The organism is Actinoplanes sp. NPDC049802, assembly GCF_040656595.1.
Classification (GTDB): Bacteria; Actinomycetota; Actinomycetes; order Mycobacteriales; family Micromonosporaceae; genus Actinoplanes.
The window spans coordinates 101,558-126,832 of sequence record NZ_JBFAMR010000010.1 but is presented as its reverse complement, the minus strand read 5'-3'; the positions used below and the strand labels follow the sequence as shown (position 1 = coordinate 126,832).

Genomic DNA, 25,275 nt, shown 5'->3' with positions numbered 1-25,275 from the left:
ACATCGCATGACTGAGGTGACACGCAGGAACCTGCTCGCCGCCGGGATGGCCGGCGCCGCACTGCTGCCGACCGGGTGGACCGCTGCCGCCCGGGCCGGCACGGCGCCGCCGGCGGGCGTGCCGGCCGCCGGGGACCTGGCGCTCTGGTACGACGAGCCCGCGGGAACGGACTGGCTGCGGGCACTGCCGCTCGGCAACGGGCGCCTCGGCGCCATGGTGTTCGGCAACATCGACACCGAACGCCTACAACTCAACGAGGACACCGTGTGGGCGGGCGGACCCTACGACTCGGCCAACACCCGCGGTGCGGCCAACCTCGCCGAGATCCGGCGGCGGGTCTTCGCCGACCAGTGGACCTCGGCCCAGGATCTGATCAACCAGACGATGCTCGGCAACCCCGTGGGGCAGCTGGCGTACCAGCCCGTCGGCAATCTGCGGCTCGCGTTCGGCAGCGCCAGCGGCGCCTCGCAGTACAACCGGACTCTGGACCTGACCACCGCCACGGCGACCGCCACGTACGTGCTCAACGGCGTGCGGTATCAACGGGAGGTGTTCGCGAGTGCCCCCGACCAGGTCGTGGCGATTCGGCTGACGGCCGACCGTGCCAACGCGATCACCTTCACCGCCACGTTCGACAGCCCGCAGAAGACGACCGCGTCCAGCCCGGATTCCACGACGATCGCCCTCGACGGCATCACCGGCGCCATGGAAGGCATTGCCGGCTCCGTCCGGTTCCTCGCCCTGGCTGCAGCGAGCGCCGCCGGGGGCACAGTCAGCAGCTCCGGCGGCACGCTGCGGGTCTCCGGTGCCACCAGCGTCACCGTGCTGGTGTCCATCGGGTCCAGCTACGTCGACTACCGCACGGTCAACGGCGACTATCAGGGCATCGCACGGCGGCACCTGACCGCCGCCCGCAACGCCGCCTTCGACCAGCTGCGCACCCGGCACATCGCCGATCACCAGGCGCTGTTCAACCGGGTGACGATCGATCTGGGCCGCACCGCGGCGGCCGATCAGACCACCGACGTACGCATCGCCCAGCACGCGAGCGTCAACGACCCGCAGTTCTCGGCCCTGCTGTTCCAGTACGGCCGGTACCTGCTGATCGCCTCCTCGCGACCGGGCACCCAGCCGGCGAACCTGCAAGGCATCTGGAACCAGGAGATGGCACCGTCCTGGGACTCCAAATACACCGTCAACGCGAACCTGCCGATGAACTACTGGCCGGCCGATTCCACCAACCTCGCCGAATGCTTCCTGCCGGTCGCCGACATGGTCAAGGACCTGACGGTCACCGGCGCCCGCACCGCAAGCGTGCAGTACGGCGCCGGCGGCTGGGTGACCCACCACAACACTGACGCCTGGCGCGGGTCGTCCGTCGTCGACGGCGCGTTGTGGGGCATGTGGCAGACCGGGGGCGCCTGGCTCGCCACGATGCTGTGGGACCACTACCAGTTCACCGGAGACGTCGACTTCCTCCGCGCCAACTATCCCGCGATGAAAGGCGCCGCACAGTTCTTCCTCGACTCGCTGGTGACCCACCCGTCGCTCGGATATCTGGTCACCAACCCCTCGAACTCCCCGGAACTGCCCCACCACCCGAACGCCAGCGTGTGCGCCGGGCCGACGATGGACAACCAGATCCTGCGCGACCTGTTCAACGGCGTCGCACGGGCCACCGAGGTCCTCGGTGTGGACGCTTCCTTCCGCGGCCAGATCCTGGCGGCACGAGACAGGCTGGCACCGACCCGGGTCGGCTCACGTGGCAACATCCAGGAGTGGCTCGCCGACTGGGTGGAGACCGAACGGACACACCGGCACGTCTCCCACCTGTACGGCCTGCATCCGAGCAACCAGATCACCCGGCGGGGAACGCCGCAGCTGTACCAGGCCGCGCGCCAGACCCTGGAACTGCGCGGCGACGACGGCACCGGCTGGTCGCTGGCGTGGAAGATCAATTTCTGGGCGCGGCTGGAAGACGGCGCGCGCGCCCACAAACTCGTCCGCGACCTGGTGCGGACCGACCGGCTCGCGCCCAACATGTTCGACCTGCACCCGCCGTTCCAGATCGACGGCAACTTCGGCGCCACCTCGGGCATCGCCGAGATGCTGCTGCACAGCCACAACGGGGAACTGCACGTACTGCCCGCACTGCCGTCAGCCTGGCCGGCCGGTAGCGTCACCGGTCTGCGCGGCCGGGGCGGCTACACCGTCGGTGCCTCCTGGAACGCCACCGGAACCGCACTCGTCATCACCCCCGACCGCAGCGGCACGGTCCGGGTCCGCAGCCGTGTCTTCACCGGCACCTTCGAACTGCGCGACGAGACGAGCGGAGCCACCGTGCAACCGACGCGGCTGGAGACCGACCTCGTGCAGTTCGCCGTCCAGGCCGGCCACACCTATCGCAGCTCGGCCGCGCGGTCGGGGCCGGTGGAACCCGGCGTGAACTACCGGCTGGTCGCCCAGCACAGCGGAAAGGCCGCCGACATCACCGGCACGTCGACCGCCGCGGGCGCGCTGCTGATCCAGTGGCAGGCCGGCACCGGTCTCAACCAGCAGTTCGATTTCCTGTCCTCCGGCGGCGGCTACTACCGGATCCGGGCCCGGCACAGCGGTCTCGTCCTCCAGGTCGCCGGCACCGGCACCGGTGCCGACGTCACCCAGCAGCCCGACGCCAACTCGGCCGGCCAGCAGTGGCTGGTGGAGGACCAGGGCAGCGGGGTGGTCAGGCTGGTCAACCGCCAGAGCGGACTGGCCTTGGACGTGTGGCAGGCCTCCACCGCCGACGGTGCGCGGATCTCGCAGTGGACCCCCGGCAGCGGCGCCAACCAGCGTTTCCAGCTCCAGCGAATCTGATCGACCGAACTCCACGCCTGGCCGGTTCGCTGGAACGGTCGCGCGGATCTCTCCAACGGGTTCGCCCGGCTTCTATCCTTCGAGGAACTCGGTGGGATCGCCGCCGTTCTGAAAGTGGCCGCACCGGAGGAAAAACTGGACATTTGTCATGATCTGGGCGTGTGGCTCATGTATGCCCACGACACCAAAACGGTGCGGTTTGATCTTGAGATCCCGCCGACACCTACGCGCTGCCGCCGGATCCCGTTGCGCAGGCCAACCGGTGCTCATTTGGCAACTCCAGCCCGCTCAACAACATCGACACCAGCGGGCACAATCCGGCGGCCTTGGGCTTGTTCGGCGGCGTCGCGCTCGGTTCGAACCCGGTGGGATGGGCGATCCTCGGGGTAGTCGCGATCGCTGGCACTGCTGTCACGCTCTACCACGGCGAGCAGTGGTATCAGAATCAGCAGTCGTCGGGCGGCTCGGCCACCGCGACGCAGTACAACTCCTACGCCTACGCGCAGAACGACTACGCGGCCCGGCTCAACGGCCAGACACTGGCGCAGGCGTGTGCGCAGGCCCAGCAGGCCAGCGCAATTCCTGGAGATGCGAACCCGACAATGAGCAGGTCGGTCGCATAACACTTTCGCGGAAACGATTTCTTTCACGATGTGAGCGCGGTCGAGCGCTCAAAAAGTCAGCCTTGAATGTCTCGAAACATCCTGGCAATCTCCCATGGGAGTGTTAGCGCTCTCATCCCCGATTCGCCCGTCCGTCCACAGCGCGCCAGAAGTGGACGGGTGAGCGATAACGAGCCTGCTCGTTACCCAGGAGGCTTTGCCATGCCCACTCGAAGTCGGCGATTCCATTCGACCGTACTCGCTGCTGCTCTTGCCGTTGCCTTTGTGCTCTTCCATCCCGCCGCGGCGGCCGCCGAATCCAACGGCGGCACCCGCGTCATGCCGCTCGGCGACTCCATCACCGAAGGCACCCAGATCCCAGGCGGCTACCGGATCGGGCTCTGGCAGCGCCTGGCGTCCGCCGGATACCGCGCCGACTTCGTCGGCACCCAGTTCAACGGGCCGGCCAACCTCGGCGACCACGACCACCAGGGCCATCCCGGCTGGCGCATCGACCAGATCGATGCCAACGTCACCGGCTGGCTGCGCACCACCACCCCGCGCACCGTGCTGCTGCACATCGGCACCAACGACATCCTGCAGAACTACAACGTGTCCGGCGCGCCGGGCCGGCTGTCCACCCTGATCGACCGGATCACCAGCACCGTGCCGTCGGCGGACGTTTTCGTGGCCACGATCATCCCGCTCGCCAACTCCGGTCAGGAGGCTGCCGCCCGCACCTACAACGCGGCCCTGTCCACGATCGTGCGAAGCAAGGGCTCGCGAGTGCACCTGGTCGACATGCACGCCGCCCTCACCACCGCCGACCTGATCGACGGCATCCACCCGACCGCCGCCGGCTACGACAAGATGGCCGCCACCTGGTACGCCGCACTGCGCTCGGTGCCGGGCACCATCGGCGACCCGAGCAGCGGCAGCGGCAACGCGCTGGTCAATGCCGCTTCCGGGCGCTGCCTGGACGTCCCCGGCAGCAGCACCGCCAACGGCACCCAGCCGATCATCTGGGACTGCAGCGGCGCCGCCAACCAGCGGTGGGCCTACGACGGGCAGACCCTGCGCTCGCTGGGCAAATGCCTCGACTCGCCGACCGGCGCCACCAGCGGCGCCAGGGCCCAGCTATGGGATTGCAGCGGCGCCGCCAACCAGCGGTGGAGCCACACCTCCGGCGGCACGATACGCAACGCCCAGTCGGGTCTGTGCGCGGAGAGCGGCAATACCACCAACGGCTCCACCGTCACCCTGCGAACCTGTACCGGGTCCGCCGCACAGAACTGGACCAGACGATGAGAAGACTCGCCGCGGCCACCGTCGTCGCACTGCTGGGCATGACGCTCGGTCTCGCCGTCACCGGCACCGCGTCCGCCGCCACGATCGACACCAGCGCCTCCTACGTGCTGGTCAACCGGACCAGCGGGAAGGCCCTCGACCTTTACAACCAGGCCACCAACGACGGTGCCCGGATCACCCAGTGGAGCCGAAACGACCAGGGCCAGCAGCAGTGGCAGTTCGTCGACTCCGGCGGCGGTTTCTACCGCCTGAGGTCCAAGCTGTCCGGCAAGGTCCTTGACATCACCGGCAATTCCACCGCCGACGGGGCCGCCGTCATCCAATGGACCGACAACAACGCCACCAACCAGCAGTTCAGCGTGCAGGACATCGACGGCTACATCCAGCTGATCAGCCGCAGCAGCGGCAAGGCGGTGGAGGTGCAGGGCGCGTCCACCGCAGACGGCGCGAACATCGTCCAGTACACCGACTGGAACGGCGCCAACCAGCAGTGGCAACTCGTCAAACTCGGCACGAGCACACCGGGCACCGGAACCTTCACCAACCCGGTGGTGTGGCAGGACTTCGCCGACGGCGACATCATCCGGGTCGGCGACGCCTACTACTACTCGGCGTCGACCATGCACTACTCCCCGGGCGCACCGATCCTGCGCTCGTACGACCTGGTCAACTGGGAGTACGCCGGGCACTCGGTGCCCCGGCTGGACTTCGACTCGGCCGCCTACGACCTGTCCGGCGGCCGCGCCTACGTGAAGGGCATCTGGGCATCGACGTTGAACTACCGGCCCAGCAACAGCACCTACTACTGGCTGGGCTGCACCGAGTTCAACCGCACCTACGTCTACACGGCGTCGGCGGTCGACGCGACGTGGTCGAAGAAGGCGCGGATCAACAACTGCTACTACGACGCCGGTCTGCTGTTCGACAACGACACCCCGTATGTGGCCTACGGCAACGGCACGATCAGCGTCGCCCAGCTGTCGTCCGATCTGACCTCGCAGGTGCGGGCGCAGACGGTCTACACCACCCCGTCGAACATCGGCACCCTCGAGGGCGCGCGCATGTACAAGCGCGGCAACTACTACTACATCTGGCTCACCCGCCCCGCCAACGGCCAGTACGTCCTGCGATCAACGAGCCCGTGGGGCCCGTACGAGCAACGCCAGGTCCTTCTTGATCTTCCCGGTCCGATTTCCGGCGGGGGAGTGCCGCACCAGGGCGGTCTGGTCCAGACGCAGAACGGTGACTGGTGGTACATGGCGTTCACCGACGCCTATCCCGGCGGGCGGGTGCCGACACTGGCCCCGATCACCTGGAGCAACGACTGGCCGGTGCTGACCACGGTCAACGGCCGCTGGGGCGCCACCTACCCGAAGCCGAACATCACCACCTCGAAGACCGTCTCATCGATGATCGGGCCGGACACCTTCACCGGCCCCACCCTCGGACGCCGCTGGGAATGGAACCACAACCCCGACACCAGCAGATACAGCGTCGGCAACGGGCTCCGGCTGTCCACCGCGACCGTCACCAACGACCTCTACAACGCCCGCAACACGCTCACCCACCGCATCCAGGGACCGTCCTCGACCGCGACCATCGAACTGGACTACTCCCAGATGGCCAACGGCGACCGGTCCGGGCTCGCCATGCTGCGCGACCAGTCGGCGTGGATCGGCATCCGCAAGGACAACGGCGTCACCCGGGTCTCGATGACCAACGGCCTCACCATGAACTCCAGCTGGGCCACCACCGGCACCGGCACCGAGGCCGCAGGTGCGACCGTCTCCGGCGGCAGGATCTGGTTGCGGGCCACCGCCGACATCAGACCCGGATCCGGGCGTACGGCCACCTTCTCCTACAGCACCAACGGCAGCACCTTCACCACGCTGGGCCCGGCGTTCACCCTCAACAACGCCTGGCAGTTCTTCATGGGCTACCGCTTCGGCATCTTCAACTACGCCACCCAGTCCCTCGGCGGCGCGGTCACCGTCAACCGCTTCGACCTCACCGCGCCTTAAGGAGCACTGATGACCGGATCTCGATCGATTCAGGTCGGCATGGTGTCGGCCGCCCTGGTGACGGCCTCGGCGGCGGTCGCGGTGACCCTGCCCGCGGGCGCCGCCGCGGCCGGCTGCTCGGTGAACTACACCGTGTCGTCGCAATGGCAGGGCGGCTTCAACGCCGACGTGGCCGTCACGAACCTCGGCGACCCGCTCTCCGGCTGGACACTGACCTGGGCCTACGGCGCCGGGCAGAAGGTCAGCCAGGCGTGGAACGCCACGGTGAGCCAGAGCGGCACGACGGTGACCGCGGCCAACGTGGCCTACAACGGTTCGGTGCCGACGAACGGCTCGGTGTCGTTCGGCTTCACCGGCTCGTGGACCGGCAGCAACCCCGTCCCGTCGGCCTTCAGCCTCAACGGCGTGGCGTGCACCGGGGCGCCGGTGCCGAGCTCACCGTCGAGCCCCGCACCGTCGAACTCACCGTCCACCCCCGGCGGCAACTGCACGCTGCCGTCGAGTTACCGGTGGACGTCGAGCGGCGTGCTGGCGAACCCGAAGAACGGCTGGGTCTCGCTCAAGGACTTCACCAACGTCGTCCACAACGGCAAACACCTGGTGTACGCCTCCAACGTCAACGGCTCCTCGTACGGCTCGATGAACTTCACCCCGTTCACCAACTGGTCCGACATGGCCACCACCGGCCAGAACGGGATGAGCCAGGGCGCCGTGGCCCCCACACTGCTCTACTTCGCCCCGAAGAACATCTGGGTGCTGGCCTACCAATGGGGCGCGTGGCCGTTCATCTACCGCACCTCCAGCGACCCGACCAACCCCAACGGCTGGTCCGCGCCGCAGCCGCTGTTCACCGGCAGCATCTCCGACTCCGGCACCGGCCCGATCGACCAGACCCTGATCGCCGACGGGCAGAACATGTACCTGTTCTTCGCCGGTGACAACGGCAAGATCTACCGGGCCGGCATGCCGCTCGGGAACTTCCCCGGCAGCTTCGGCTCCTCCTACACCACGATCATGAGCGACACGAGGAACAACCTGTTCGAAGCGCCCGAGGTCTACAAGGTGCAGGGCCAGAATCAGTACCTGATGATCGTCGAGGCGATCGGGTCCAGCGGCAGCCGGTACTTCCGGTCGTTCACCGCCACCAGCCTCAACGGCAACTGGACGCCGCAGGCCGCCACCGAGAGCAACCCGTTCGCCGGCAAGGCCAACAGCGGCGCCACCTGGACCAACGACATCAGCCACGGCGACCTGGTCCGCACCAACCCGGACCAGACCAAGACCATCGACCCCTGCAACCTGCAACTGCTCTACCAGGGCAAGAACCCCAACGCCGGCGGCGACTACAACCAGCTGCCGTGGCGGCCCGGTCTGCTCACCCGGCAACGCTGAACGTTCGCGCCAGGGCGGCTCATCACCCGCCCTGGCGCATACCTCCATGCGTAACGAGGGCCCCTCGGGGAGCGGCGGCATTCATCACCGAAGACGGCCGGTGTGGTGAGCGCCCACAGGATCTGCAACGATGAATCATGACCTCCGGATCGCGGAACGGTTGGGATCTTCCGGCAGCGATTGCGGGTGCGATCGCCCTGATCATGATCTTTCTCTATGCAGGACTGATACGTCAGCAGGGCGGTCAGGTGGCGGCCTGGTTCCTCGCCGGACTGGCGATCGCAGCACTTCTTTCGATCTATGGTGCAGCTCGCGCAGCGCCCGGGCGCCGGTCGGTGCTGGCGGTGTCGGGCATGATGATGGTGGCACTCGGCCTTCTCGGCATCCTGTCGATCGGACTACCCATCCTCGGTGCGGGTGTCCTGGCCCTGGTCGCTGCCACGCGCGCAGCGGGCGCCGGGGCCGGGCCGCCCGCTCGGTAGAGGCTACGGACCTGCCGTTGAGCGTCCGCCAGTACCTCGAGCCTTACGTGTAGGTCGAGATCATCTCGGTTCACGGTGATGGCCTGCCTCGGCACCGGATGATCGAAGGCGTGGGTGCACAGGACCCTGACCGCGTTCGCGCGTACCCGGCCGTCACGGTCTGCGCCTTAAGATCAGGAGCCAGCAGTACAGCAGAGGCCCAGTGAGGGACCCCCGACGTCTGGCCTACTGCTTGCCGAGCGCCACGACGGGAATCAAGTCGGAGGCTGTCGTCGTCGCCGGGCCTCGATGCGCGCCCACATGGGCAGCGCCGAGACATCGCTCGGGTCAGTGGCGGGCCACCGCACTTCTTCTACCCTGAGGGCCATGTCGAACAGGCTCGATGTGGTGACGGGTGAGGTCCGGCCGGAGCGACGGCTCATCCTGGTGCTCGGCGGCAGCGGGGGCGGAACGCTGGCGCCGGACTTCAGCCGGAGACGGCTATGTTACGCCGGCCCGGACGAGTTGTACCTGATCAGTTCGAATGAGCGCAGCCATCCCGCGATCGTCAGCCTGGAGGCCTGGGACGGCGAGCCGTCGTCGTCACCTGATGCGGACGCCACCGACGTGACGGAGATGGAGCTACGGGACGGCACGGCGGTGCTCACGTTCCTCGGCGAGCGGGTGTGCAGTCCGGTGCTGACCGTCGGGCCGCCGGGGCGTTACGGCGTGCGCGTCGAGGTGACCGACGGCGACCCTGAGCGCCTGCGTGTCGGATTCTGGCCTCTTGACGAGGTTGCAAGCATCGATCGCCATCGATAACTTAACCGATTGAGTTCGCGGAGCCCGGCGAGCTCCTCCCTCTCGATCGAGGGCATGGTCACGCACTGCACGATGTGATCGGTTTCGGTCATGGTCGGGGCGTCGGCATAGACGGCTGTGGAATCGGCGATCCGGACCTCGAAGTCGTTCTCGGTCAGGAAGGGCACGAAGAGGTCGGTGGCTTCGACCGGCCGATGGCCTTCCCGGCCGCCGCGGACCACTAGACATCTTTCGGGGTCAGGGTTTGTGCCAGGTCTATTGAAGACGCTTTTGGGGGATCGACCCGTTTCGGTGGTTTCGGGTGTGCTGGAAGCATGCGATACGGCGATGGCGGTGGCCTGAACCAGGCCCAGCGGGAACGGCGTGAGCAGGTGCGCTGGCAGGCAGCGGGCCTGTTCGCGGCGGGCGTGCCGACGCCTCGGGTCGCGAAGATCCTGGAAGTGTCGGAGAAGTCGGCCTACCAGTGGCGGCGGGCGTGGACAGCCGGCGGAACCGCCGCGCTGGCCTCCAAGGGCGCCCCGGGTCCGGACCCGAAGCTGTCGGACACCCAGTTGCAGCGGCTACGCCAGCGTCTGGACGCCGGTCCCGCGGCGGCCGGTTACGGCGAGGACCAGCGGTGGACCCTCGCCCGGGTGGCCGCCCTGATCGCGACGCTGTTCCACCTGCGGGTCGGGGTGACCACGGCGTGGCAGGCCATGCAACGGCTCGGCTACACCGCCCAGATGCCGGTGCACCGGGCGATCGAACGCGACGAGGACGCGATCGCCCACTGGCGCAGATACCGGTGGCCGGCGCTAAAAGAGTCGCCGCGAGAAGCGGCGCGTGGATCTGTTTCGCCGACGAGTGCGGACAGACGCTGAGAGCTTGCAAGGCCACCACCTGGGCGCCGAAGGGCGTGACCCCGATCGTCAAGGTGACCGCGAAGGGCACCGTACGGGTATCGGTGGCCGGGTTGTGCTGCTACCGGCCCGGGCACCGCAGCCGGATGATCTACCGCACCCTGCTCTACCGCGGCCGCAAAGGCGAGCAGAAAGGATTCCGCGAACCGCAGCTGATCGGCCTGCTCGACGCCGCCCACCAGCAGCTGCAGGGCCCGATCGTCCTGATCTGGGACCGGCTGTCGCAGCACAAGACCCCAGCCATTCGCGCCGCGATCGCCCGCCGGTCCTGGCTACGCGTCTACGAGTTGCCGTCCTACGCGCCCGAGCTCGACCCCGTCGAAAAGGTCTGGTCGACGCTGAAACGCAGCATGGCCAACCACGCCGTCCGCACCGCCACTACCTTGGCCGCAGCGGTGAAGACACGACTCAAACGCATGCAATACCGCCACGACCTGGTCGACGGCTACCTCGCCAGCACCGGACTATCCCCACCAGCCCCAGCCAGACCCTGACCCCGAAAGATGTCTAGAGCTTTGGGCATCTCCAACGCCCATCAGATCGACGGCGATCACTCGCGCGTGTCTCAGAGCCCGGGCCGACGGCCGATCAACCTCGTGCCGAGCGTAGTGGCAGCGAGGCGACACGACCTGACCAGGAGCCGGCCCGCGTCCGAGGGAGCGGGAGATCGCCGGTTGGCGATCCCGAGCGGTTGAGTGCCACCGGCTCCTGCTCGTGGACACACGTGTGTCAGAGGTCCAGTACGAGCCGATCTCCCACAGCCCGGGACACGCAGATGAACATGGTGTCGTGGGCCGCCCGTTCGTCCTCGCTGAGCAGACTGTCACGATGATCGACGACACCGTCGAGGACGGCGGTCTCGCAGGTGCCGCACGTGCCTTCCCGGCACGAGGACAACACCTCCACGCCGGCTCTTTCGAGCACGTCGAGGACGGACCGATCGGCGGGCACGGTCACCGTCAGCCCACTCCTCTCAAGATCAACATCAAACGCGCGATCCGGTACGGGCTGAGCCCGCTCCTCAGGGGTGAAGCGCTCGAGGTGTACCGGATGTCTGCGCTGCTCCACGGCACGCAGCAGGCTCTCCGGCCCGCAACAGTAGACGAGCGTGTCCGGCGCTGAGCCGTCGAGCAGCGCATCCAGGTCCATCAGACCGTGCGTATCCTCGGGATACAGGAACACCTGATCGCCGTACGAGCTGGTCAGCCCGTGACCGAAAGGCATCGACGTGATGTTCCGTCCGGCGTAGTGCAGTTCCCACCCGGCTCCGGCGGCGGCCACCTCGGCGATCATCGGCAGGATCGGCGTGATACCGATTCCGCCGGCGATGAACAGGTAGCGGACCGCAGAGCGCAGCGGGAAGCGGTTACGGGGCTCACTCACCTCCACCTGGTCGTTCTCGGCAAGTCGGTCGTGGACGTGCCGGGAGCCGCCGCGGCCGTCGGCCTCCCGGCGTACCGCGATCCGCCACACCGAGCGGTCGCCCGGATCGCCGCACAGCGAGTACTGCCGGACCAGACCGGCGCTCAGAATCACGTCGACGTGCGCGCCGGGCTCCCATTCGGGCAGGTCCGCGCCCTCCGGGTGGCGTAGGTCCAGGGCCACCACCCTGTCGGCGATCTCGGTCCGCCGGCTAATACGCAGCAGCACGCGGTACCTCCCGGCGGATTCGGCGGGCCTCGGTGACCACGTGCGCCGGCGGTCGCGGCAACGGCGTGACCGCCGGCTGGGCCGGCCCGTCTGGCGGGTGGTCGGGATGCGACTGGAGCCACTCCCACAAGGCGATCGGATCGTCGGCCTCGGCCTCGGCCCGGCAGTGGCAGCGCCCGTGCAGCCGGTCCGAGCCGGGCATCCAGTCGACGCGCAGGATCTTCTCGCTCATCGGCCGGCCATTTTGGCGATCATGCGGCGGGCGGCCAGCCCGCCCGTATCGATGTTGATCGACAGTTCCTGATAGCCGTCCGGCTCGCCGGCGATCACCCGTTCCAGAGCGTCGAGCGCGGTGACGTCCTGCAGCACGACGGTCCGGTTGCTCTCCGCGAGAAAGTCGCTCACACCCTGGTCGTCGAGGGCGAAGTCGCGAGCCACCGCCCAGAAGTCGTGCGTGCTGCTCTCGGTCTCCGGGGTGATCGCGTAGACCACCTCGACGTGGAACGCGTCCGGGTCGGTGCCGTCGGCGTTCGGCAGGATCCCGGCCGGCGCGACCCGGCTGTGCAGCTTGTACAGGCACGGCGGCGTGTATTCGATGTCCTGCCAGCGGGTGATCCGACCGGTGATCCCGGTGGACTCGGCGTAGAACGGCGGGCAGGCGGCGTCGGCCATGTGCCGGGACACATGGACGATTCCGGCCTTCTCGTCGACGGTCGTGCTGATCGGCGTCTCGGCGACCTCGGGGGTGCCGATGTAGCCGCCGTGCAGGTACGTCTCGTGCGACAGGTCCATCAGGTTGTCGATCAGCAGGCCGGCCCGAGCGGCGAGCGGCTCCATGCCGGAGACCGCGGTCCATCCGTCCTGGTCGAGCCACGGAGCGCGGGGGATGCGTACGCCGTCGGCCAGCGCCGGGTCGCCGATGAACACCCAGACGAACGAGTCCTGTTCGACCACCGGATAGGTGCGCAGCCGCGCGGTCCGTGGCACCCGGGTCTGTCCCGGCACGGCCACGCATACGCCGTCGGCGCCGTAGGTGAAGCCGTGGTAGCCGCAGACGACGGTGTCGCCGACCAGGTGGCTGGGCTGCTCGGACAGCGGGAAGCGGCGATGCACACACCGGTCCGACATCGCGGTGATCGCCCCTGCCTCGGTGCGCCAGAGCAGAATCGACTCGCCGCAGACGGTGCGAGAAAACGGGGTCCGTGCGACCTCACGGCCGTAGGCGGCCACGTACCACTGGTTCTGAATGAAGGATGTCATCGTCTGCCTCCGCCGTGCCCGAGGGTTCGGTGACGTGATTATGTGACCGGTGTCGCATCCTGCCATCGGGTCTTTCCGTATTACGGAAACGGTCGGAGACTCCGTCCGTGGATCCCGCGAGACGTCGGCCCTCGGTCCGCCCGGCCACCGGGCCTGTAGTCAGCCGTGCGTTGCAGATCTTCGAGGCGTTCGGCCCGCAGCACACCTCGCTCACCCTCACCGACCTCGCCCGTCGTGCGGGCCTGCCACTGTCGACCGTGCACCGGCTGGCCGCCGAGCTGGTCGCCTGGGGCGCGCTGGAACGCGACGCGGCAGGCCGCTACAACGTTGGGCTGCGGCTGTGGGAGGTGGCCGCGCTCGCCCCGCGCGGGCAGGGGCTGCGCGAGCGGGCGCTGCCCTACCTCGAGGACCTGTCCCAGGTCACGCAGGAAAATGTGCAACTCGCGGTCCGTGAGGGCAGCGAGCTGGTTTTCGTCGAACGGATCGCCGGCAGCCGCGCCGTGCCGGTACACACCCGGGTGGGCGGCCGCTTCGCTCTGTCCGCGACCGGGGTCGGGCTGGTACTCCTTGCCCACGCACCGCGGGAGGTGCAACAGGAGATTCTGTCCACGACGATCGAACGATTCACCCCGCACACCATCACTGACCCGCAGGTCCTGTTCCGGATGCTGGCGGACGTACGCACCAACGGCTTCGCGGTCAGCGATCGCCAGGTGACAGTCGATGCGCTGTCGGTCGCGGCCCCGATCCGCGATCGACACAACGCGGTGATCGCCGCCGTCTCCCTGGTCGTGCGGTATGGCTCGTTCTCCCCGCACGCGTTGTCGCCGCTGGTTCGCTCCAGCGCCCGGGCCATCTCTCGCGCCCTCGCCGCCTCTGACTGACTCCTCCAACGGCGGCTGTCGCACTGGACCGCGTCACCGGAGCCACCCTGCAATGGGCCCTCATGATCGACGGGTCACAGCATGCCGGAACCCTGGAGCCGCCGGCCGTCGGCAGCCCCGAGAGCATTCCGGACGAGGCGCTGCGCACCGAACTCGCCGCACTGGTCGAGACGCAAGTGACGATCGAGCCGCTACCTGAACCGACTGATCTCGCGGACGGCAGGACCATCCGCAAGACCGCCCGCAAAGTCGCACCACCTCCCGCGACGACCAGACTGCTCGTACGGCGGCAGAAGACCGAGACCACAGTCATCGTCGACGGCCGCGGGCTGGCCCGGCGCCACGTCACGGGCGACGCCGTAGCGGTGCAGATCGGCGGCTGGCGGGCGGCCACCGGACAACCGTCATGGGCGCTCGCCGGCTGGAACCCTGTCCCGAAGATCCTCTTCACCGCGGAGCTGGACCGATGGCAGGCGGCGATCGCAGCGGTCGGCGGCTTCGCCCTCCTCGGTGTGCGTAACGGTGAAGAGCCTCCGGTGTGGCACCGGATCGGCGACGACCGCGTTGAAGACCTGCACCGGGGAGCACTCGGCGCCCTCGTCCGCGGCCCGAACACGCTGACCTCGGTCATCGCCATGCCCGCCGGGGCGCGCCTGCACGGTCCAGTGATCGTCAGGGCCGAACTCTTGGAACGCCGCGTCAGCTATCACCACAGCGAGGCGGAGGCCGGAAACGCGATCGTATCGGCCGCCGAGGCACTCGCCCTCCTCACCCCGGACACACCGCCGACGGCCCCACACGCGGAGAACACCCTTTTACCTCAGCTCGTCACCGAACTGCTGCGCCTGGTCGACGGACACGGGTTCGGGCAGTCCTGGGTCCGGATCGGGCAGCGAGTCGAGGAGACCTGGCGGTTGCTGTCCGGGCACACCATCACGACCGGGTACGACGTGCCGGGAGGGACCGTCCAGGGCCACCTCCTTGACGCCGTCACCGGACGGCCGTTGCGCAGCGCGTACGCCTGTCGTGCCCACCACCTGGTCGACCTGGTCAGCCGCTGCGCCACCTGCCGGACCGACACCTGCGCCGCCTGCCATGACTCGGTACGCCCTTGTGTGCTGTGCACCGGCGGAGTCTGCGCAGGCTGCCTGGCGGACGCCGACGGCCGGTGCACAGCCTGCGCCGCCCTGAAGAAGGTGGGCATGTTCCGGCGATCCCGATTCGGCGCCTCGATCACCGACGCGGTGTGGCACGGGACCGGCCCGAACGTCGAGGTCACCGTACGCCGGGTCAAGGACGCCTGGTTCCTCGACCGCTGCGAGAACAACGAGCAGGTGACGACACCACTGGCCGGAGAAACGCTGATGAGCGTCCAACGTCTTCTCCGGTAGCTGTGCCGTTTCCGCCGGCTCGACCTCGTCACGACGTACATGGTGCGCTGCCTCGCGAAACGTCTGCGCGGCTTGCGGGTTCTCCGTCAGCACCCGGGCGGTACGGAAGGCGCCGTACGCGGCCCGGCCCGTACCCCCACACCATCGCGGTCACGAACGTCTGGACCGCCTCGGCCTCGCCGTCGGCAGCGCAGGCCGCGCGTTTCGCCACGGTCGCGCGGTCTATAGCATCAGGCAACGACGCCAGCAGGTCATGATGCTCCGGAACGGTGGCCTGCCACGTCTGCCTTCTCCACCGCATGGCCGGCTGGCCCTGCCGGCCACCGTCGTCCCATCGAGCCAGCGCGAACCTAAGCCGAGAGGGAATCGTCGGCATCACACCGGTCGGCATGGGGGCCATGCTGCCACCTCCGCGTACCGACAATGCTAAGACGAGAACCTCCGGGCGGCCGATCACGGCGAGAACTCTCGGCGGCAGACCGCTCTCCACCCGCCAGCGGCGCATTGGGGCGAGCCGAGGCGTTCGAGCCGATCCCGTGGCTTCCCTGCCCGTCACTGCGCACCGATTCACCGATCTTGCTCTTCCGAGCGTCGGAATAGCCGGGCCTGTGCGTCGGTCAGCCAGTACACACAGCGACCATTGGCCGCCCTGCCGGTGGACCAGAAGGAGGTGCGCTCGACCTCGAAGTTGAGCATTCCCGGATGAGCGAAGGTTCCCGCTACCACCTTTGAGTTCCGCATCCCGGTGATTGCCGCCAATTGCTCACCGGTGTACTGCCGGCCGGGCCGCTGCGCCAGCACGGCCAGGATCGCCCGGGCGTTCGGGCTGAGGAACTGGAAGATGAAGTCCTGATAGAGCTTCTGGTCGGTCGCGGCCCAGTCCGGATAGGCGTGGCACTCGTATTCCTCAGCGACCTGCTCGTGGCACTGCCGCGCGGCGTCCTCGGCCGACGCTGCCGGCACCTGACGACAGAATCGCGCGTATCGATCGTCCGGCCCGCAGTGCTCTGTGACCTCACCGGTCGCGGCTTCGCCCTCGATGATCGCGGCGATCAGCAATTCCGGTTGATCGGCGTCCTCGTCCACGAGGCCGATCACCGTGTACGTCATGAGCCGGAGCAGATCCGGCGCCGGCCCGTTGGAGAGAACGGTCATGCCCGCCACCATCGGCTCGGGTTCACGTTTCCGGACGATTCGCCGGTGCGGCCTATCCCGGGTTGTCTCCGTCGCCACGTCGGTGCGGCCGCTGCAACATCACCGTTACGTTCGGTAGCCGCTGACCCGGCTGAGTGCCTGTGAACCACGACCATCCATTTGCACACTCGATGTAACCGATTTCTCAGGTCGATCGGATGCCCGCCGATACGGTCAGCATCCGCCGTACGCCTCGATGGCTCCGCAGGTGTTAATGCTGGCCCGGAAGCGCGTGCGGAACGCGGGCCAGATTGGCCGAGGCATCGGGAATCGTCTTCTCGGACACGAAGGTGAAGGGTTTCCTACACGCATGACCGGTATCTGCTGTGGAAACTGTCTACGATCGTTGCCGCGCAGTCGGCCTGCGGGTGTTCGAGGCCCGGATGTCGCCTGGTGTTTCAGTTGTCAGGCATGTGCCGACCTCGTCGTCGCCAGTACAGAACTGGTCGACCTGCCCGGCTCGGCCGATGCTGGCATCGAAATCCAGCGCTGCCTGCGCTGCCGCCGGATGCGAGCGTGCGCCCCGGGCTGGACGACCCGCTGCCATCTATGCCTGGACAAACGTAGCGATCCAGTCCACTACCGTCGCGGTCAGGTACTGCTGGACCGCCGATCCAAGCCGGCACAGCGCCGTAGCTTCGACGAGTTCCGTGCCGGGCTCAGCTACACCTCGGGCTTGCTCAGAGACGCAGCCGCGTTCCTCAACGAACGAGCGGTGGTAAAGGAATCCCAGTACTTCGAACGCGACGGCTGGACCGTCCAAGCCTTGGACCTCTGCGGCATGCCCTGGAACGCCGGACGTCAGCGGGCGCGATCGCACGGTACCTGGGGCCATCACCAGGAGTGCGGCACCCTGCAGCTACTCAAGCCGCGTGAGCGGATCCTGGAATGCGTCACCTGTCCGCCGCCGCCGGGTTCGCGTAGCGCCCGGGCTCGCCACGACGACCCCTACCTGCTCTATCTCGTCCGGCATCGCGGACTGCTCAAGTTCGGCGTCGGCGACGACCGCCGTGTCCGTGCACATCTGAACGGCGGAGCCACCGTGGTAAAGGTGTTGAAGGCGAGCTTCTTCGACGTGTGTCGGGCCGAACTCGACCTCAAGCGCTACCACCGCGCTGCAGGACACCTCGTCGTCTCGCCCTCGGGAGCGCCGGTCACGTTCGGCACCGGGACCGAGGTCGTACCCGCTACCGTTACCGTGAACCTGAAAGGCGCCCTGCAGTGCCCGAACGAGGACGTCACCGACCGGTTCCGGCAGCACAGGCACCACGCCTAACGGCCTCATCGGCTCAGTCTGAGCCGATGCCCAGCGTCTATCGATATGGGCTACTCCACGCAGGCTGGGCCGACCGAAACCGCCTCGTCCTCAATGCCGATGATCAGGGCGTCGGCATCATCGGACCCTGCTCCAGGCGAGGTTCCTGCCCTAGAGCGAGCTAGCGGCGAGGCTAGTGCACCACACTCGCGATAACTGAGAGTGATTATGGGAGGCCTCGCCGAAATCCGGACATGCCGAGATCAGTACGCCATCGACTGCGGCCGGACTTGCCGAACTACTCTAGACATCTGCCGTTGCTATCTCTCCGGCCGGCAAACCCGTAGGAGTGCGGCGCCTGCAGCCATCTGGTCAGATATCGGGAACGGACGGCGCCGGTGAGCAAACCCTTGAGGGTCATGGCGAACCCGCCGTCGAAACGCTCGAAGTACGGCCCATGCTCGCGAAGCACCACCGGGTGGTCAGCAGGAGCGACGCCGGGCCTCACGTGCCAGAAGAGAAAGTCGCCGTTGGGGGTCCCACCCCAGGAGACGAGGTCATCGCCGGGCTGGAACCAGTCGGGAACGTCGTCACCGTCCCAGCGGGAGGAGTCACCCAGCGGCCAAGCCGGTTCGAGGCGACTGGAGGAGTCGTCGTCAACGCCGCCGAACCAGATCCGGCACGACTCCTGCGCCATCTCGTTGTTGTCGACCAGGTCGGTCCAGCCGACAGAGGCATCGGGTGCACAGATGAGCAGATGATCGTTGACGGCCCCAGGCCCGTACGCGTCGACGAAAGCCTTGTAGTCGCCCGGCAATTGAACGCCAAGCGCCATTTCGACAGCCGACCAGTCCGACGACCGCCAATGAGCCTCATCCACCGGCGGCAGCTGCAACAGACCGGCCAGCTCAGCAAGATCATCCATGGTTTAATCGTGCCGCCGGCGTACGGACTCCGGCAAGTACCGATCTCGGCCAACGATCGGGAACCGTCCGCGTTCTCCTGCCGCGATCCGCGTCAGCAGTGTCCCTCCGTTTGGTGACATCCCGTGAACGTCGGATGGTGAGGCGTCGCCTGCCACTGATCTTGAAGTAGCAGACGATCGGAGCCAGCGAAGCTCCCCCGCGCGCCGGGAGCCGGTGGCAGCTATTCGCCACCTCCGAAAATGGCCCTCAGCCACTCACTAGCAACTGGTCGATGCGCACTGTTTTAGCCGATGAGAGGTAGCCTACCAGCGCCGAAGCCCAGATTATCTGGTGGCTTTTTGAAGGCTCATATGACAATAATCCGACCGTGACGAATCCGGATGTCGGCTGGTCGCCCGCAGACCATCCTGAGGCGATTGCAGTATCGGAGATCCAGTGGTGGCAGCGTGCCGCAGAGCTAGCGTTGTTCCGTATGCACGATTCCGACGACCGCCGGATCTCTTGGTTCAGCTCGCGTCAAATCGACGCTCGCCAGCTCATCCTCGCTCTACGGCAACTCCTCGGTGCCGTCGCTCTTGTGGACGGCCGGCTGCAGGAGATTGGATTTGATCAGGAGCGGCTTGCTCTTAGCCAGGCAAAGAACGAGTACGAGTTAGCCCTACCGGGGCTTACCGAGGTGCGAAACGGTTTGATGCAATTCGAGGCACGGGCGCTCGGCGCAGGCCATGGCCCGCAGAAACGGCGCATCGCAGCGGGCGTCTCAGCACGTGTGCCCGCGAGCGAGTTCTGGGGATTCGCATATGACCCCTCCGCTGAGACTATCTCTCTCGGCCCGTACACCCTTTCTGTAGAGGCGGTTCCTAGCGCTGTCGCCGGTCTCGTGGACGCCGTATATATCGCTTCCCGAGCAGTCGATCGCCGCAACGCGGTCGATCTGGGCGCTGACGTCAGGAATGCTTTAACTAAATGCGGAATATCGAACGACGAAGGATCATCGTTTCCAAATTTTATCGTCGGTAGGGACAACCGACTCTGGCTATCGCTAAACTGTGACGGACAGGCCGGCGAAGCCGATCTCCGTGCAGCGGCGGACCGCATCGTGCTAGCGCTCCACGCGGCCCACATCAGGATTATCTGTTCCGAGATGCCCAGCGAGCACGATGTAGCCGGCCTGCTGGCTCGTGGCGGCAAGCTCTTTTGCGAGAGGGTTCCACGCTAACTGGGCTGCCCCGGGCAGAAAACCTTCGAAGGTACCTGACCACGACGCACAGCGTCCGGCAACTGCGGACAACTCTGCAGCATCTCGCTATCATGCCGAGAAGAGGGTGTTCGCGGCCGCTGCTTCAGCGGAACTTGCTTTCATTTTGAGTCGAGTCAGAAACCGGAAGGAGCCGGAAGTGTCCAATCGGCAAGCCATCGACATGCGCGATCGGCGGCGTTCAGGGGACGGTGACGATAATGACAGATTCGCAACAGAATCAGCCGAATGGAATATCCGGGAATTATCATCAGGATGTCCGTGTGAATGCGTCCAGAAATGTGGATCCGGACATCGAAACGCTGTTTCTGGATGTCACTCCCGCTGCGGCACGCGCCCTGTTGCGCCTGCTCATCGGGGTCCACCGGAAACGCGGCAAACAGATGACACCTGAGGAGGGTGCATGACGATAGACCAGGAACGGATCGCTGCGGATCTCACGAACGCACGTTTCACCGTACCCAAGCTCTCGTTCGCCTTTTATGGCCGGGTCTCCACCGAGGACAATCAGGATCCCGAGTCTTCGAAACGCTGGCAGTTGTCGTTGGCCCGCAATCTCATCGAGTCTCGCGGTGGCGTGATCGCCGAACACCTTCAATTCTTCGATGTCGGGCAGAGCCGGTCCCTGCCGTGGTCGCGCCGCCCGGAGGCAAACCGGCTGCTGGCGGCACTTCGTGATCCGGGGCGCGGATTCGACGCCGTGGTGATCGGCGAGCCGCACCGGGCGTTCTACGGCAACCAGTTCGGGCTGACCCTTCCCCTGTTCACTCACTTCGGCGTGCGGCTGTGGGTGCCCGAGGTCGGCGGCCCGATCGATCCCGACAACGAGGCCCACGACCTGGTCATGTCCGTCTTCGGCGGGATGAGCAAGGGCGAACGCAACCGCATCAAAGTGCGAGTCCGGACCTCGATGGCCTCCCAAACGCTGGTCGAGGGCCGATTCCTCGGCGGCCGCCCGCCCTACGGCTACACCCTGGCCGACCTAGGCCCCCGGGCAAGGCCGCCGACGGACGGCGGCTGCGCGGGCTGACTCCGGACCCGAACACCGCACCAGTGGTGCAGCGCATCTACGCCGAGTTCCTCGCCGGCAACGGCCTCTACGTCATCGCCGAAGGGCTCACCGCGGACGGGATACCGTGCCCCTCGGCCTACGACCGCGCACGTAACCCCCACCGGCCCGGGATCGCCTGGTCCAAGAGCGCGATCCGCGTCATCCTGACCAACCCCCGCTACACCGGCCACCAGGTGTGGAACAAACAGCGCGCCGACGAGGTCCTGCTCGACATCAACGACGTCGCCCTCGGCCACACCACGATCATGCGGTGGAACCCGACGGAGAAATGGGTGATCTCCAAGGACGTCGTGCACACACCCCTGATCGACGCCGACACCTTCGACCGGGTCCAGCAGGTACTGCACCGGCGTGGTGACGGACCCGGATTCGAGCACAAGAAACACCGCAGCCGCCACGTATACGTGTTCAAAGGACGGGTGTACTGCGGCCTGTGCGACCGCAAGATGCAGGGCCAGCGCTCCAACGGGGAGGCCTACTACCGATGCCGCTACCCCGAGGAGTACGCCCTGGCCAACAAGATCACCCACCCGCGTAACGTCTACCTCCGCGAACGCGATATCGCAGGCCCGCTCGACGCCGCACTGGCCGCCGCGTTCGGACCCGGGCTCATCGAGCACACCGTCGCGATGATGGCCGCCGCCCAGGAGCCGGAACCCGTCGAGAGCGAAGCCACCCGCCGGGCCCGTGCCGATGTGGCCGACTGTGACGCGAAGCTCGTCACCTATCGCGCCGCACTCGAGGCGGGCGCGGACCCGGCCGTGGTCACCGGCTGGATCAGCGAGACACAAACCCGGCGCGCGAAGGCTGCCCAGGTGCTCAACACCCCACCGCCGCCGCGGGCTCAGCAGATGAGCCCGGCGCAGATAACGACCCTGCTCGCACAACTCGGCGACATCGGCGCCGTCCTGGCGGAGGCGGACCCCGCCGATCGGGCGACCGTCTACCAGCAACTGGGGGGTTCAGCTCACCTATCACCCAGATACACAGAAAGTCCGCGTTCAGGCACAGCCTGTAGCGGACTCTCATGGGGATTTAGTTTGTGTCCGAAGGGGGACTTGAACCCCCACGCCCTTGCGGGCACTAGCACCTCAAGCTAGCGCGTCTGCCATTCCGCCACCCGGACCTGCCTGAACAACATAACAACCCACCCACGAGACGCGTTGATCGGGGGTGCGTCCGCGGCATGGGGAGATCGCCACGAGGACGGGCCACTCAGATCCGATTCAGTGGCTCATCAACGATCCTGCTGACGTTGTCCCGGGCCGGCCGGGTCCACGATGCCGGCCGGCCCGTCGGCCTGGACGAACCCGTCGGGCAGATTCTCGACGAGCGGCCGCCGCTGCCGACGATGCGTGGCGACGCCACCTGAGGACGAGGAACGGGTCGTGGAGCATCACGGCGGTAAGATCCGTCGCACACCGGCGGCACCCGCATCGTGTTCACCTTGAGGAAGAGCTGATGGACCACCTCGCCCTGCTGCACGACGAATTCGGCGCCTTCCAGGCCTGTCTGGACGGTGACCTGACCGCGCCGGTCGAGCACTGCGGCGACTGGACGCTGCGTGACCTGGCCGTCCATCTCGGGCAGGGAAACCTGTGGGCCGCCACCGCGATCACCGACCTGCACGGTCGCTACGAGCCGCAGCCGCCGCCGGAGGATCTTGCCGGGTGGTTCGCGGGCACCGCGCGTACCCTCGAGGACGCCTTGCGGCGTGATCCCGCCGCGGAGGCCTGGACCTTCGCCCCGCCGCGGACCGTCGCCTTCTGGCGGCGCCGCCGCTGCCTGGAGACCCTGGTCCACCGCTGGGACGCCGAGCACGCGCTGGGCCGCTCGGCCGGGCTCGACGCGCGGCTGTGCGGCGACGGCGTCGCCGAGGTCATCGAGGTGTTCGTTCCGCGGATGATCAAACGCGGACTCGCCGTCGAGCCGGGCGTGGCGGTCCGGTTCACCGCCGCCGACCTCGGCGACTCGTGGACGCTCGGTCCGGGGGAGCCGGTCGCCACCCTCACCGGCACGGCGCAGGAGTTGATGCTGGCGCTGTGGAACCGCCGGCCGTTGCCGTGGGAGACCGTCACCGGTGACGAGGCGGCCGCCCGGGCGGCGCTGACCGGCCCCCTCGTCCCCTGACCGGCACCCTCGTCCCCTGACCGGCACCATCGTCCCCTGACCGGCACCATCGTCCCCTGACCGGGCCGCTCGTCCGCTGAACGGTCACCAGACCGCGCGGACCGCCTCGGCCAGTTCGGCGCCCTGCCGCAATCCGGCCCGCACCGACGCCGGCCGGGCCGCCGGATCCATGAAGTCGCGGCCGAACGCCTGCAACGCCGCCGCGTCCGGCTCGATGAGCAGCGTCTTCACCGCTCCGGAGGCGGCCATCTCGGCGACGATCCGGTCCCGGCCCAGCCAGGCCAGCGGCGCCAGCACCACGAGGCGTTCCGCGCCCGCGGCCAGGTCGGCGCCCGCACCGAACCGCACCCCGCCGTCCATGTAGCGGCGGCCTTCGATGGTCACCGGCGGCATGAGGCCCGGCACGGCACAACTCGCCGAGATCGCCTTGATCAGGGGTACGCCGGACGCCGCGTCGAGCAGCACGTCCCGGCCGTCGGCGGTGTCCACCACCAGCACCCGCAGGTCGCGGGCCGGCCACTCGCGCACCGGCAGCAGCGGCGCCATCCGGTCCAGGTAGGCCTGTTCGTCCACGGTGGAGGCGGCCAGCGCGAACGCGCCCACCCGGGTCCGTGCCTCCTGGGGCGGCACCGACGGATCGGCGAGCACCGCCATCGCGGCCATCGCGGCGCCGGTGTCCCGGCCGCGCGCCTGTGCCCGTTGCTGTTCCCGCTCCTGCAGGGCCACCGCCGCCTCCAGGTCGGTGCCGGCCGCGACCAGCGCGCCGACCACCGAACCGGCGGACGTGCCGATGATCGTGTCGGCGTCGTCGAGCGGGACACCCGCCCGCCGCAACCCGCACAGGACACCGAGATGCCAGGCGATGCCGGTCACGCCACCGCCGCCGAGAACCAGAGCCTTCGTCACGTACCGGAGAGTAACGAGATGTCGCCAGCGGTCAAGACCTCACTCTCACCACCCGAAATGATGAATTTGGGCGGTTCGTCACCGGGTATGTGAAGGGCAACCAGAGAGAAAGGAACCACCCCCGTGATCGCACAGGAGCACATTCCCACTCTGTACGGCCGTGAGGTCTTCGACCGCGACGGCGACAAGATCGGCGAGGTCGGCGCGATCTGGACCGACGCCACCGGGCACGCCACCTGGGCCAGCGTCCGCACCGGACTGTTCGGTCTCAACGAATCCCTCATCCCGCTCCAGGACGTGGACCCGGCCGGCGACCGGCTGGTGGTGCCGTTCGACAAGGAGACCGTCAAGGACGCCCCGAACGTCGACGCCGACGCCGACGAGCCCCTCGACGCCGACGAGATCGCCCGCCTCTACACCCACTACGGCCTCCACCGGGACGACAACTACCACGCCCACAGGTCCGGGACCGAAACCGGTCGCCGCAACCAGCTCCGGAAGTACGCCGTCACCGAATACCGGGAGACTCTCGACGACGGGCGCCGCAACCTCTGAAGGCCTGCAGAGAACAACACGCCGGTATCAGCCGTCGGCGGCATGAGACAACTTTCCGCGATGGACATCCGCTGTGGGTGTGGCCACACCCACAGCGGATGTCGACTTCCTGGTTCGGATACCGGTTCGCAGTCTCATCCGTGATCGCCATGGCAGACCGGCGAACAGCGATACCGGAAGCACGGCTGGTTCCGCTGCGCCGCCGAAGTAGCGGCGTCCGGGCCGGCCGGCGTCGTGGCCGGCGCAAACACGGCCGGCCGCGGCGTCACCACGTCGGCGTACGCGGCGGGCGTCACCACACGCGGGCCGCCCGTACCGCTCGGCGGCCCAGTCGGCGCATGCGGCCGCGTCGTCATCGGCTGGCGCAAACACGGCCGCCGGTTCGAGCAGCGACAGCGTGCGCCGGCCGGCGTCGAGGGCGGCGCGGACGCC

At 67.6% G+C, this 25,275-nt stretch carries 24 protein-coding genes, 1 tRNA gene and 1 pseudogene; 18 read left to right on the top strand and 8 right to left on the bottom strand.

The annotated features are described in order from the left end of the window. Positions 1-7 precede the first annotated feature (7 nt). The 9 genes from AB0I88_RS10450 to AB0I88_RS10410 all read left to right on the top strand — a co-directional run bounded on the left by AB0I88_RS10450 (position 8) and on the right by AB0I88_RS10410 (position 10,856). Complete coding sequence (locus tag AB0I88_RS10450) at positions 8-2,857, top strand: glycoside hydrolase N-terminal domain-containing protein (RefSeq protein ID WP_361020925.1); 2,850 nt, start codon at positions 8-10, stop codon at positions 2,855-2,857. 326 nt (positions 2,858-3,183) lie between these two features. After that, complete coding sequence (locus AB0I88_RS10445) at positions 3,184-3,480, top strand: hypothetical protein (protein ID WP_361020923.1); 297 nt, start codon at positions 3,184-3,186, stop codon at positions 3,478-3,480. 201 nt (positions 3,481-3,681) lie between these two features. Then, positions 3,682-4,767 (top strand): ricin-type beta-trefoil lectin domain protein, encoded by a 1,086-nt coding sequence (locus AB0I88_RS10440; protein WP_361020921.1) that lies wholly within the window; start codon positions 3,682-3,684, stop codon positions 4,765-4,767. After that, positions 4,764-6,788 (top strand): family 43 glycosylhydrolase, encoded by a 2,025-nt coding sequence (locus AB0I88_RS10435; protein ID WP_361020919.1) that lies wholly within the window; start codon positions 4,764-4,766, stop codon positions 6,786-6,788. The genes AB0I88_RS10440 and AB0I88_RS10435 overlap by 4 nt, the downstream gene beginning before the upstream one ends. A gap of 9 nt (positions 6,789-6,797) precedes the next feature. Further along, positions 6,798-8,180, top strand: coding sequence for a non-reducing end alpha-L-arabinofuranosidase family hydrolase (locus tag AB0I88_RS10430; RefSeq protein WP_361020917.1), 1,383 nt, complete (start codon positions 6,798-6,800; stop codon positions 8,178-8,180). A 137-nt stretch (positions 8,181-8,317) separates the two neighbouring features. Further along, positions 8,318-8,662 carry a hypothetical protein gene (locus AB0I88_RS10425; protein ID WP_361020915.1) on the top strand — a complete coding sequence of 115 codons (345 nt, stop codon included), beginning with the start codon at positions 8,318-8,320 and terminating at the stop codon, positions 8,660-8,662. Positions 8,663-9,028: 366 nt separating this feature from the next. Then, complete coding sequence (locus tag AB0I88_RS10420) at positions 9,029-9,463, top strand: hypothetical protein (RefSeq protein ID WP_361020913.1); 435 nt, start codon at positions 9,029-9,031, stop codon at positions 9,461-9,463. 314 nt (positions 9,464-9,777) lie between these two features. Further along, the gene (locus AB0I88_RS10415; protein WP_361020911.1) at positions 9,778-10,323 is read left to right on the top strand and encodes a winged helix-turn-helix domain-containing protein; all 546 of its coding nucleotides are present in this window, start codon (positions 9,778-9,780) and stop codon (positions 10,321-10,323) included. Then, entirely contained in the window at positions 10,248-10,856 is a 609-nt protein-coding gene (locus tag AB0I88_RS10410) for a transposase (RefSeq protein ID WP_361020909.1), read from the top strand. The genes AB0I88_RS10415 and AB0I88_RS10410 overlap by 76 nt, the downstream gene beginning before the upstream one ends. 235 nt (positions 10,857-11,091) lie before the next feature. Here AB0I88_RS10410 and AB0I88_RS10405 read toward each other — a convergent pair whose 3' ends face one another. From AB0I88_RS10405 to AB0I88_RS10395, 3 genes are read right to left on the bottom strand one after another with little or no spacing between them, the layout of a single operon-like run. Beyond that, on the bottom strand, positions 11,092-12,012 hold the full coding sequence (locus AB0I88_RS10405; protein WP_361020907.1) for a PDR/VanB family oxidoreductase: 921 nt from the start codon (positions 12,010-12,012) through the stop codon (positions 11,092-11,094). Next, complete coding sequence (locus AB0I88_RS10400) at positions 11,996-12,244, bottom strand: hypothetical protein (RefSeq protein ID WP_361020905.1); 249 nt, start codon at positions 12,242-12,244, stop codon at positions 11,996-11,998. The genes AB0I88_RS10405 and AB0I88_RS10400 overlap by 17 nt, the downstream gene beginning before the upstream one ends. After that, positions 12,241-13,272 (bottom strand): aromatic ring-hydroxylating dioxygenase subunit alpha, encoded by a 1,032-nt coding sequence (locus AB0I88_RS10395; protein ID WP_361020903.1) that lies wholly within the window; start codon positions 13,270-13,272, stop codon positions 12,241-12,243. Before AB0I88_RS10395 ends, AB0I88_RS10400 begins: the two co-directional genes overlap by 4 nt. A 107-nt stretch (positions 13,273-13,379) precedes the next feature. Between AB0I88_RS10395 and AB0I88_RS10390 the strand changes: the two genes are divergently transcribed. Together AB0I88_RS10390 and AB0I88_RS10385 are read left to right on the top strand one after the other, a co-directional pair. Next, positions 13,380-14,156: an IclR family transcriptional regulator gene (locus AB0I88_RS10390; protein WP_361020901.1), complete on the top strand. Its 777-nt coding sequence runs from the start codon at positions 13,380-13,382 to the stop codon at positions 14,154-14,156. A 62-nt stretch (positions 14,157-14,218) separates the two neighbouring features. After that, the gene (locus tag AB0I88_RS10385) at positions 14,219-15,547 is read left to right on the top strand and encodes a hypothetical protein (protein WP_361020899.1); all 1,329 of its coding nucleotides are present in this window, start codon (positions 14,219-14,221) and stop codon (positions 15,545-15,547) included. A 28-nt stretch (positions 15,548-15,575) separates the two neighbouring features. On the opposite strand, the gene AB0I88_RS10380 is transcribed toward AB0I88_RS10385, so the two are convergent. Then, the gene (locus AB0I88_RS10380; protein ID WP_361020993.1) at positions 15,576-15,848 is read right to left on the bottom strand and encodes a hypothetical protein; all 273 of its coding nucleotides are present in this window, start codon (positions 15,846-15,848) and stop codon (positions 15,576-15,578) included. Between the two features lie 266 nt (positions 15,849-16,114). Beyond that, positions 16,115-16,702, bottom strand: coding sequence for a DUF6416 domain-containing protein (locus AB0I88_RS10375; protein ID WP_361020897.1), 588 nt, complete (start codon positions 16,700-16,702; stop codon positions 16,115-16,117). Positions 16,703-17,051: 349 nt separating this feature from the next. On the opposite strand from AB0I88_RS10375, the gene AB0I88_RS10370 reads away from it, so the two are divergent. Continuing rightward, positions 17,052-18,017: a hypothetical protein gene (locus tag AB0I88_RS10370; RefSeq protein WP_361020895.1), complete on the top strand. Its 966-nt coding sequence runs from the start codon at positions 17,052-17,054 to the stop codon at positions 18,015-18,017. A gap of 277 nt (positions 18,018-18,294) precedes the next feature. Here AB0I88_RS10370 and AB0I88_RS10365 read toward each other — a convergent pair whose 3' ends face one another. Beyond that, the gene (locus tag AB0I88_RS10365) at positions 18,295-18,921 is read right to left on the bottom strand and encodes an SMI1/KNR4 family protein (RefSeq protein ID WP_361020893.1); all 627 of its coding nucleotides are present in this window, start codon (positions 18,919-18,921) and stop codon (positions 18,295-18,297) included. A gap of 368 nt (positions 18,922-19,289) precedes the next feature. Between AB0I88_RS10365 and AB0I88_RS10360 the strand changes: the two genes are divergently transcribed. From AB0I88_RS10360 to AB0I88_RS10345, 4 genes and pseudogenes are all read left to right on the top strand, one after another. After that, on the top strand, positions 19,290-20,141 hold the full coding sequence (locus tag AB0I88_RS10360; protein ID WP_361020891.1) for a hypothetical protein: 852 nt from the start codon (positions 19,290-19,292) through the stop codon (positions 20,139-20,141). A 239-nt stretch (positions 20,142-20,380) separates the two neighbouring features. Further along, positions 20,381-20,587, top strand: a complete 207-nt coding sequence (locus AB0I88_RS10355; RefSeq protein WP_361020889.1) for a hypothetical protein — start codon at positions 20,381-20,383, stop codon at positions 20,585-20,587. Next, positions 20,584-21,210 (top strand): recombinase family protein, encoded by a 627-nt coding sequence (locus AB0I88_RS10350; RefSeq protein WP_361020887.1) that lies wholly within the window; start codon positions 20,584-20,586, stop codon positions 21,208-21,210. The genes AB0I88_RS10355 and AB0I88_RS10350 overlap by 4 nt, the downstream gene beginning before the upstream one ends. A gap of 23 nt (positions 21,211-21,233) precedes the next feature. Beyond that, positions 21,234-21,749, top strand: a pseudogene (locus AB0I88_RS10345) (recombinase family protein); the annotation flags it as partial. Positions 21,750-22,295: 546 nt separating this feature from the next. Here the strand turns inward: AB0I88_RS10345 and AB0I88_RS10340 are convergent. Continuing rightward, positions 22,296-22,378 (bottom strand) — tRNA-Leu (locus tag AB0I88_RS10340). A gap of 335 nt (positions 22,379-22,713) precedes the next feature. Between AB0I88_RS10340 and AB0I88_RS10335 the strand changes: the two genes are divergently transcribed. Next, a complete protein-coding gene (locus AB0I88_RS10335; RefSeq protein WP_361020885.1) occupies positions 22,714-23,382 on the top strand; it encodes a maleylpyruvate isomerase family mycothiol-dependent enzyme in 669 nt (222 codons plus the stop codon). An 84-nt stretch (positions 23,383-23,466) separates the two neighbouring features. Here AB0I88_RS10335 and AB0I88_RS10330 read toward each other — a convergent pair whose 3' ends face one another. Then, positions 23,467-24,288 carry a patatin-like phospholipase family protein gene (locus AB0I88_RS10330; protein ID WP_361020883.1) on the bottom strand — a complete coding sequence of 274 codons (822 nt, stop codon included), beginning with the start codon at positions 24,286-24,288 and terminating at the stop codon, positions 23,467-23,469. Positions 24,289-24,411: 123 nt separating this feature from the next. Here AB0I88_RS10330 and AB0I88_RS10325 point away from each other — a divergent pair, with 123 nt between their 5' ends. Then, positions 24,412-24,843 (top strand): PRC-barrel domain-containing protein, encoded by a 432-nt coding sequence (locus AB0I88_RS10325; RefSeq protein ID WP_361020881.1) that lies wholly within the window; start codon positions 24,412-24,414, stop codon positions 24,841-24,843. Positions 24,844-25,275 lie beyond the last annotated feature (432 nt).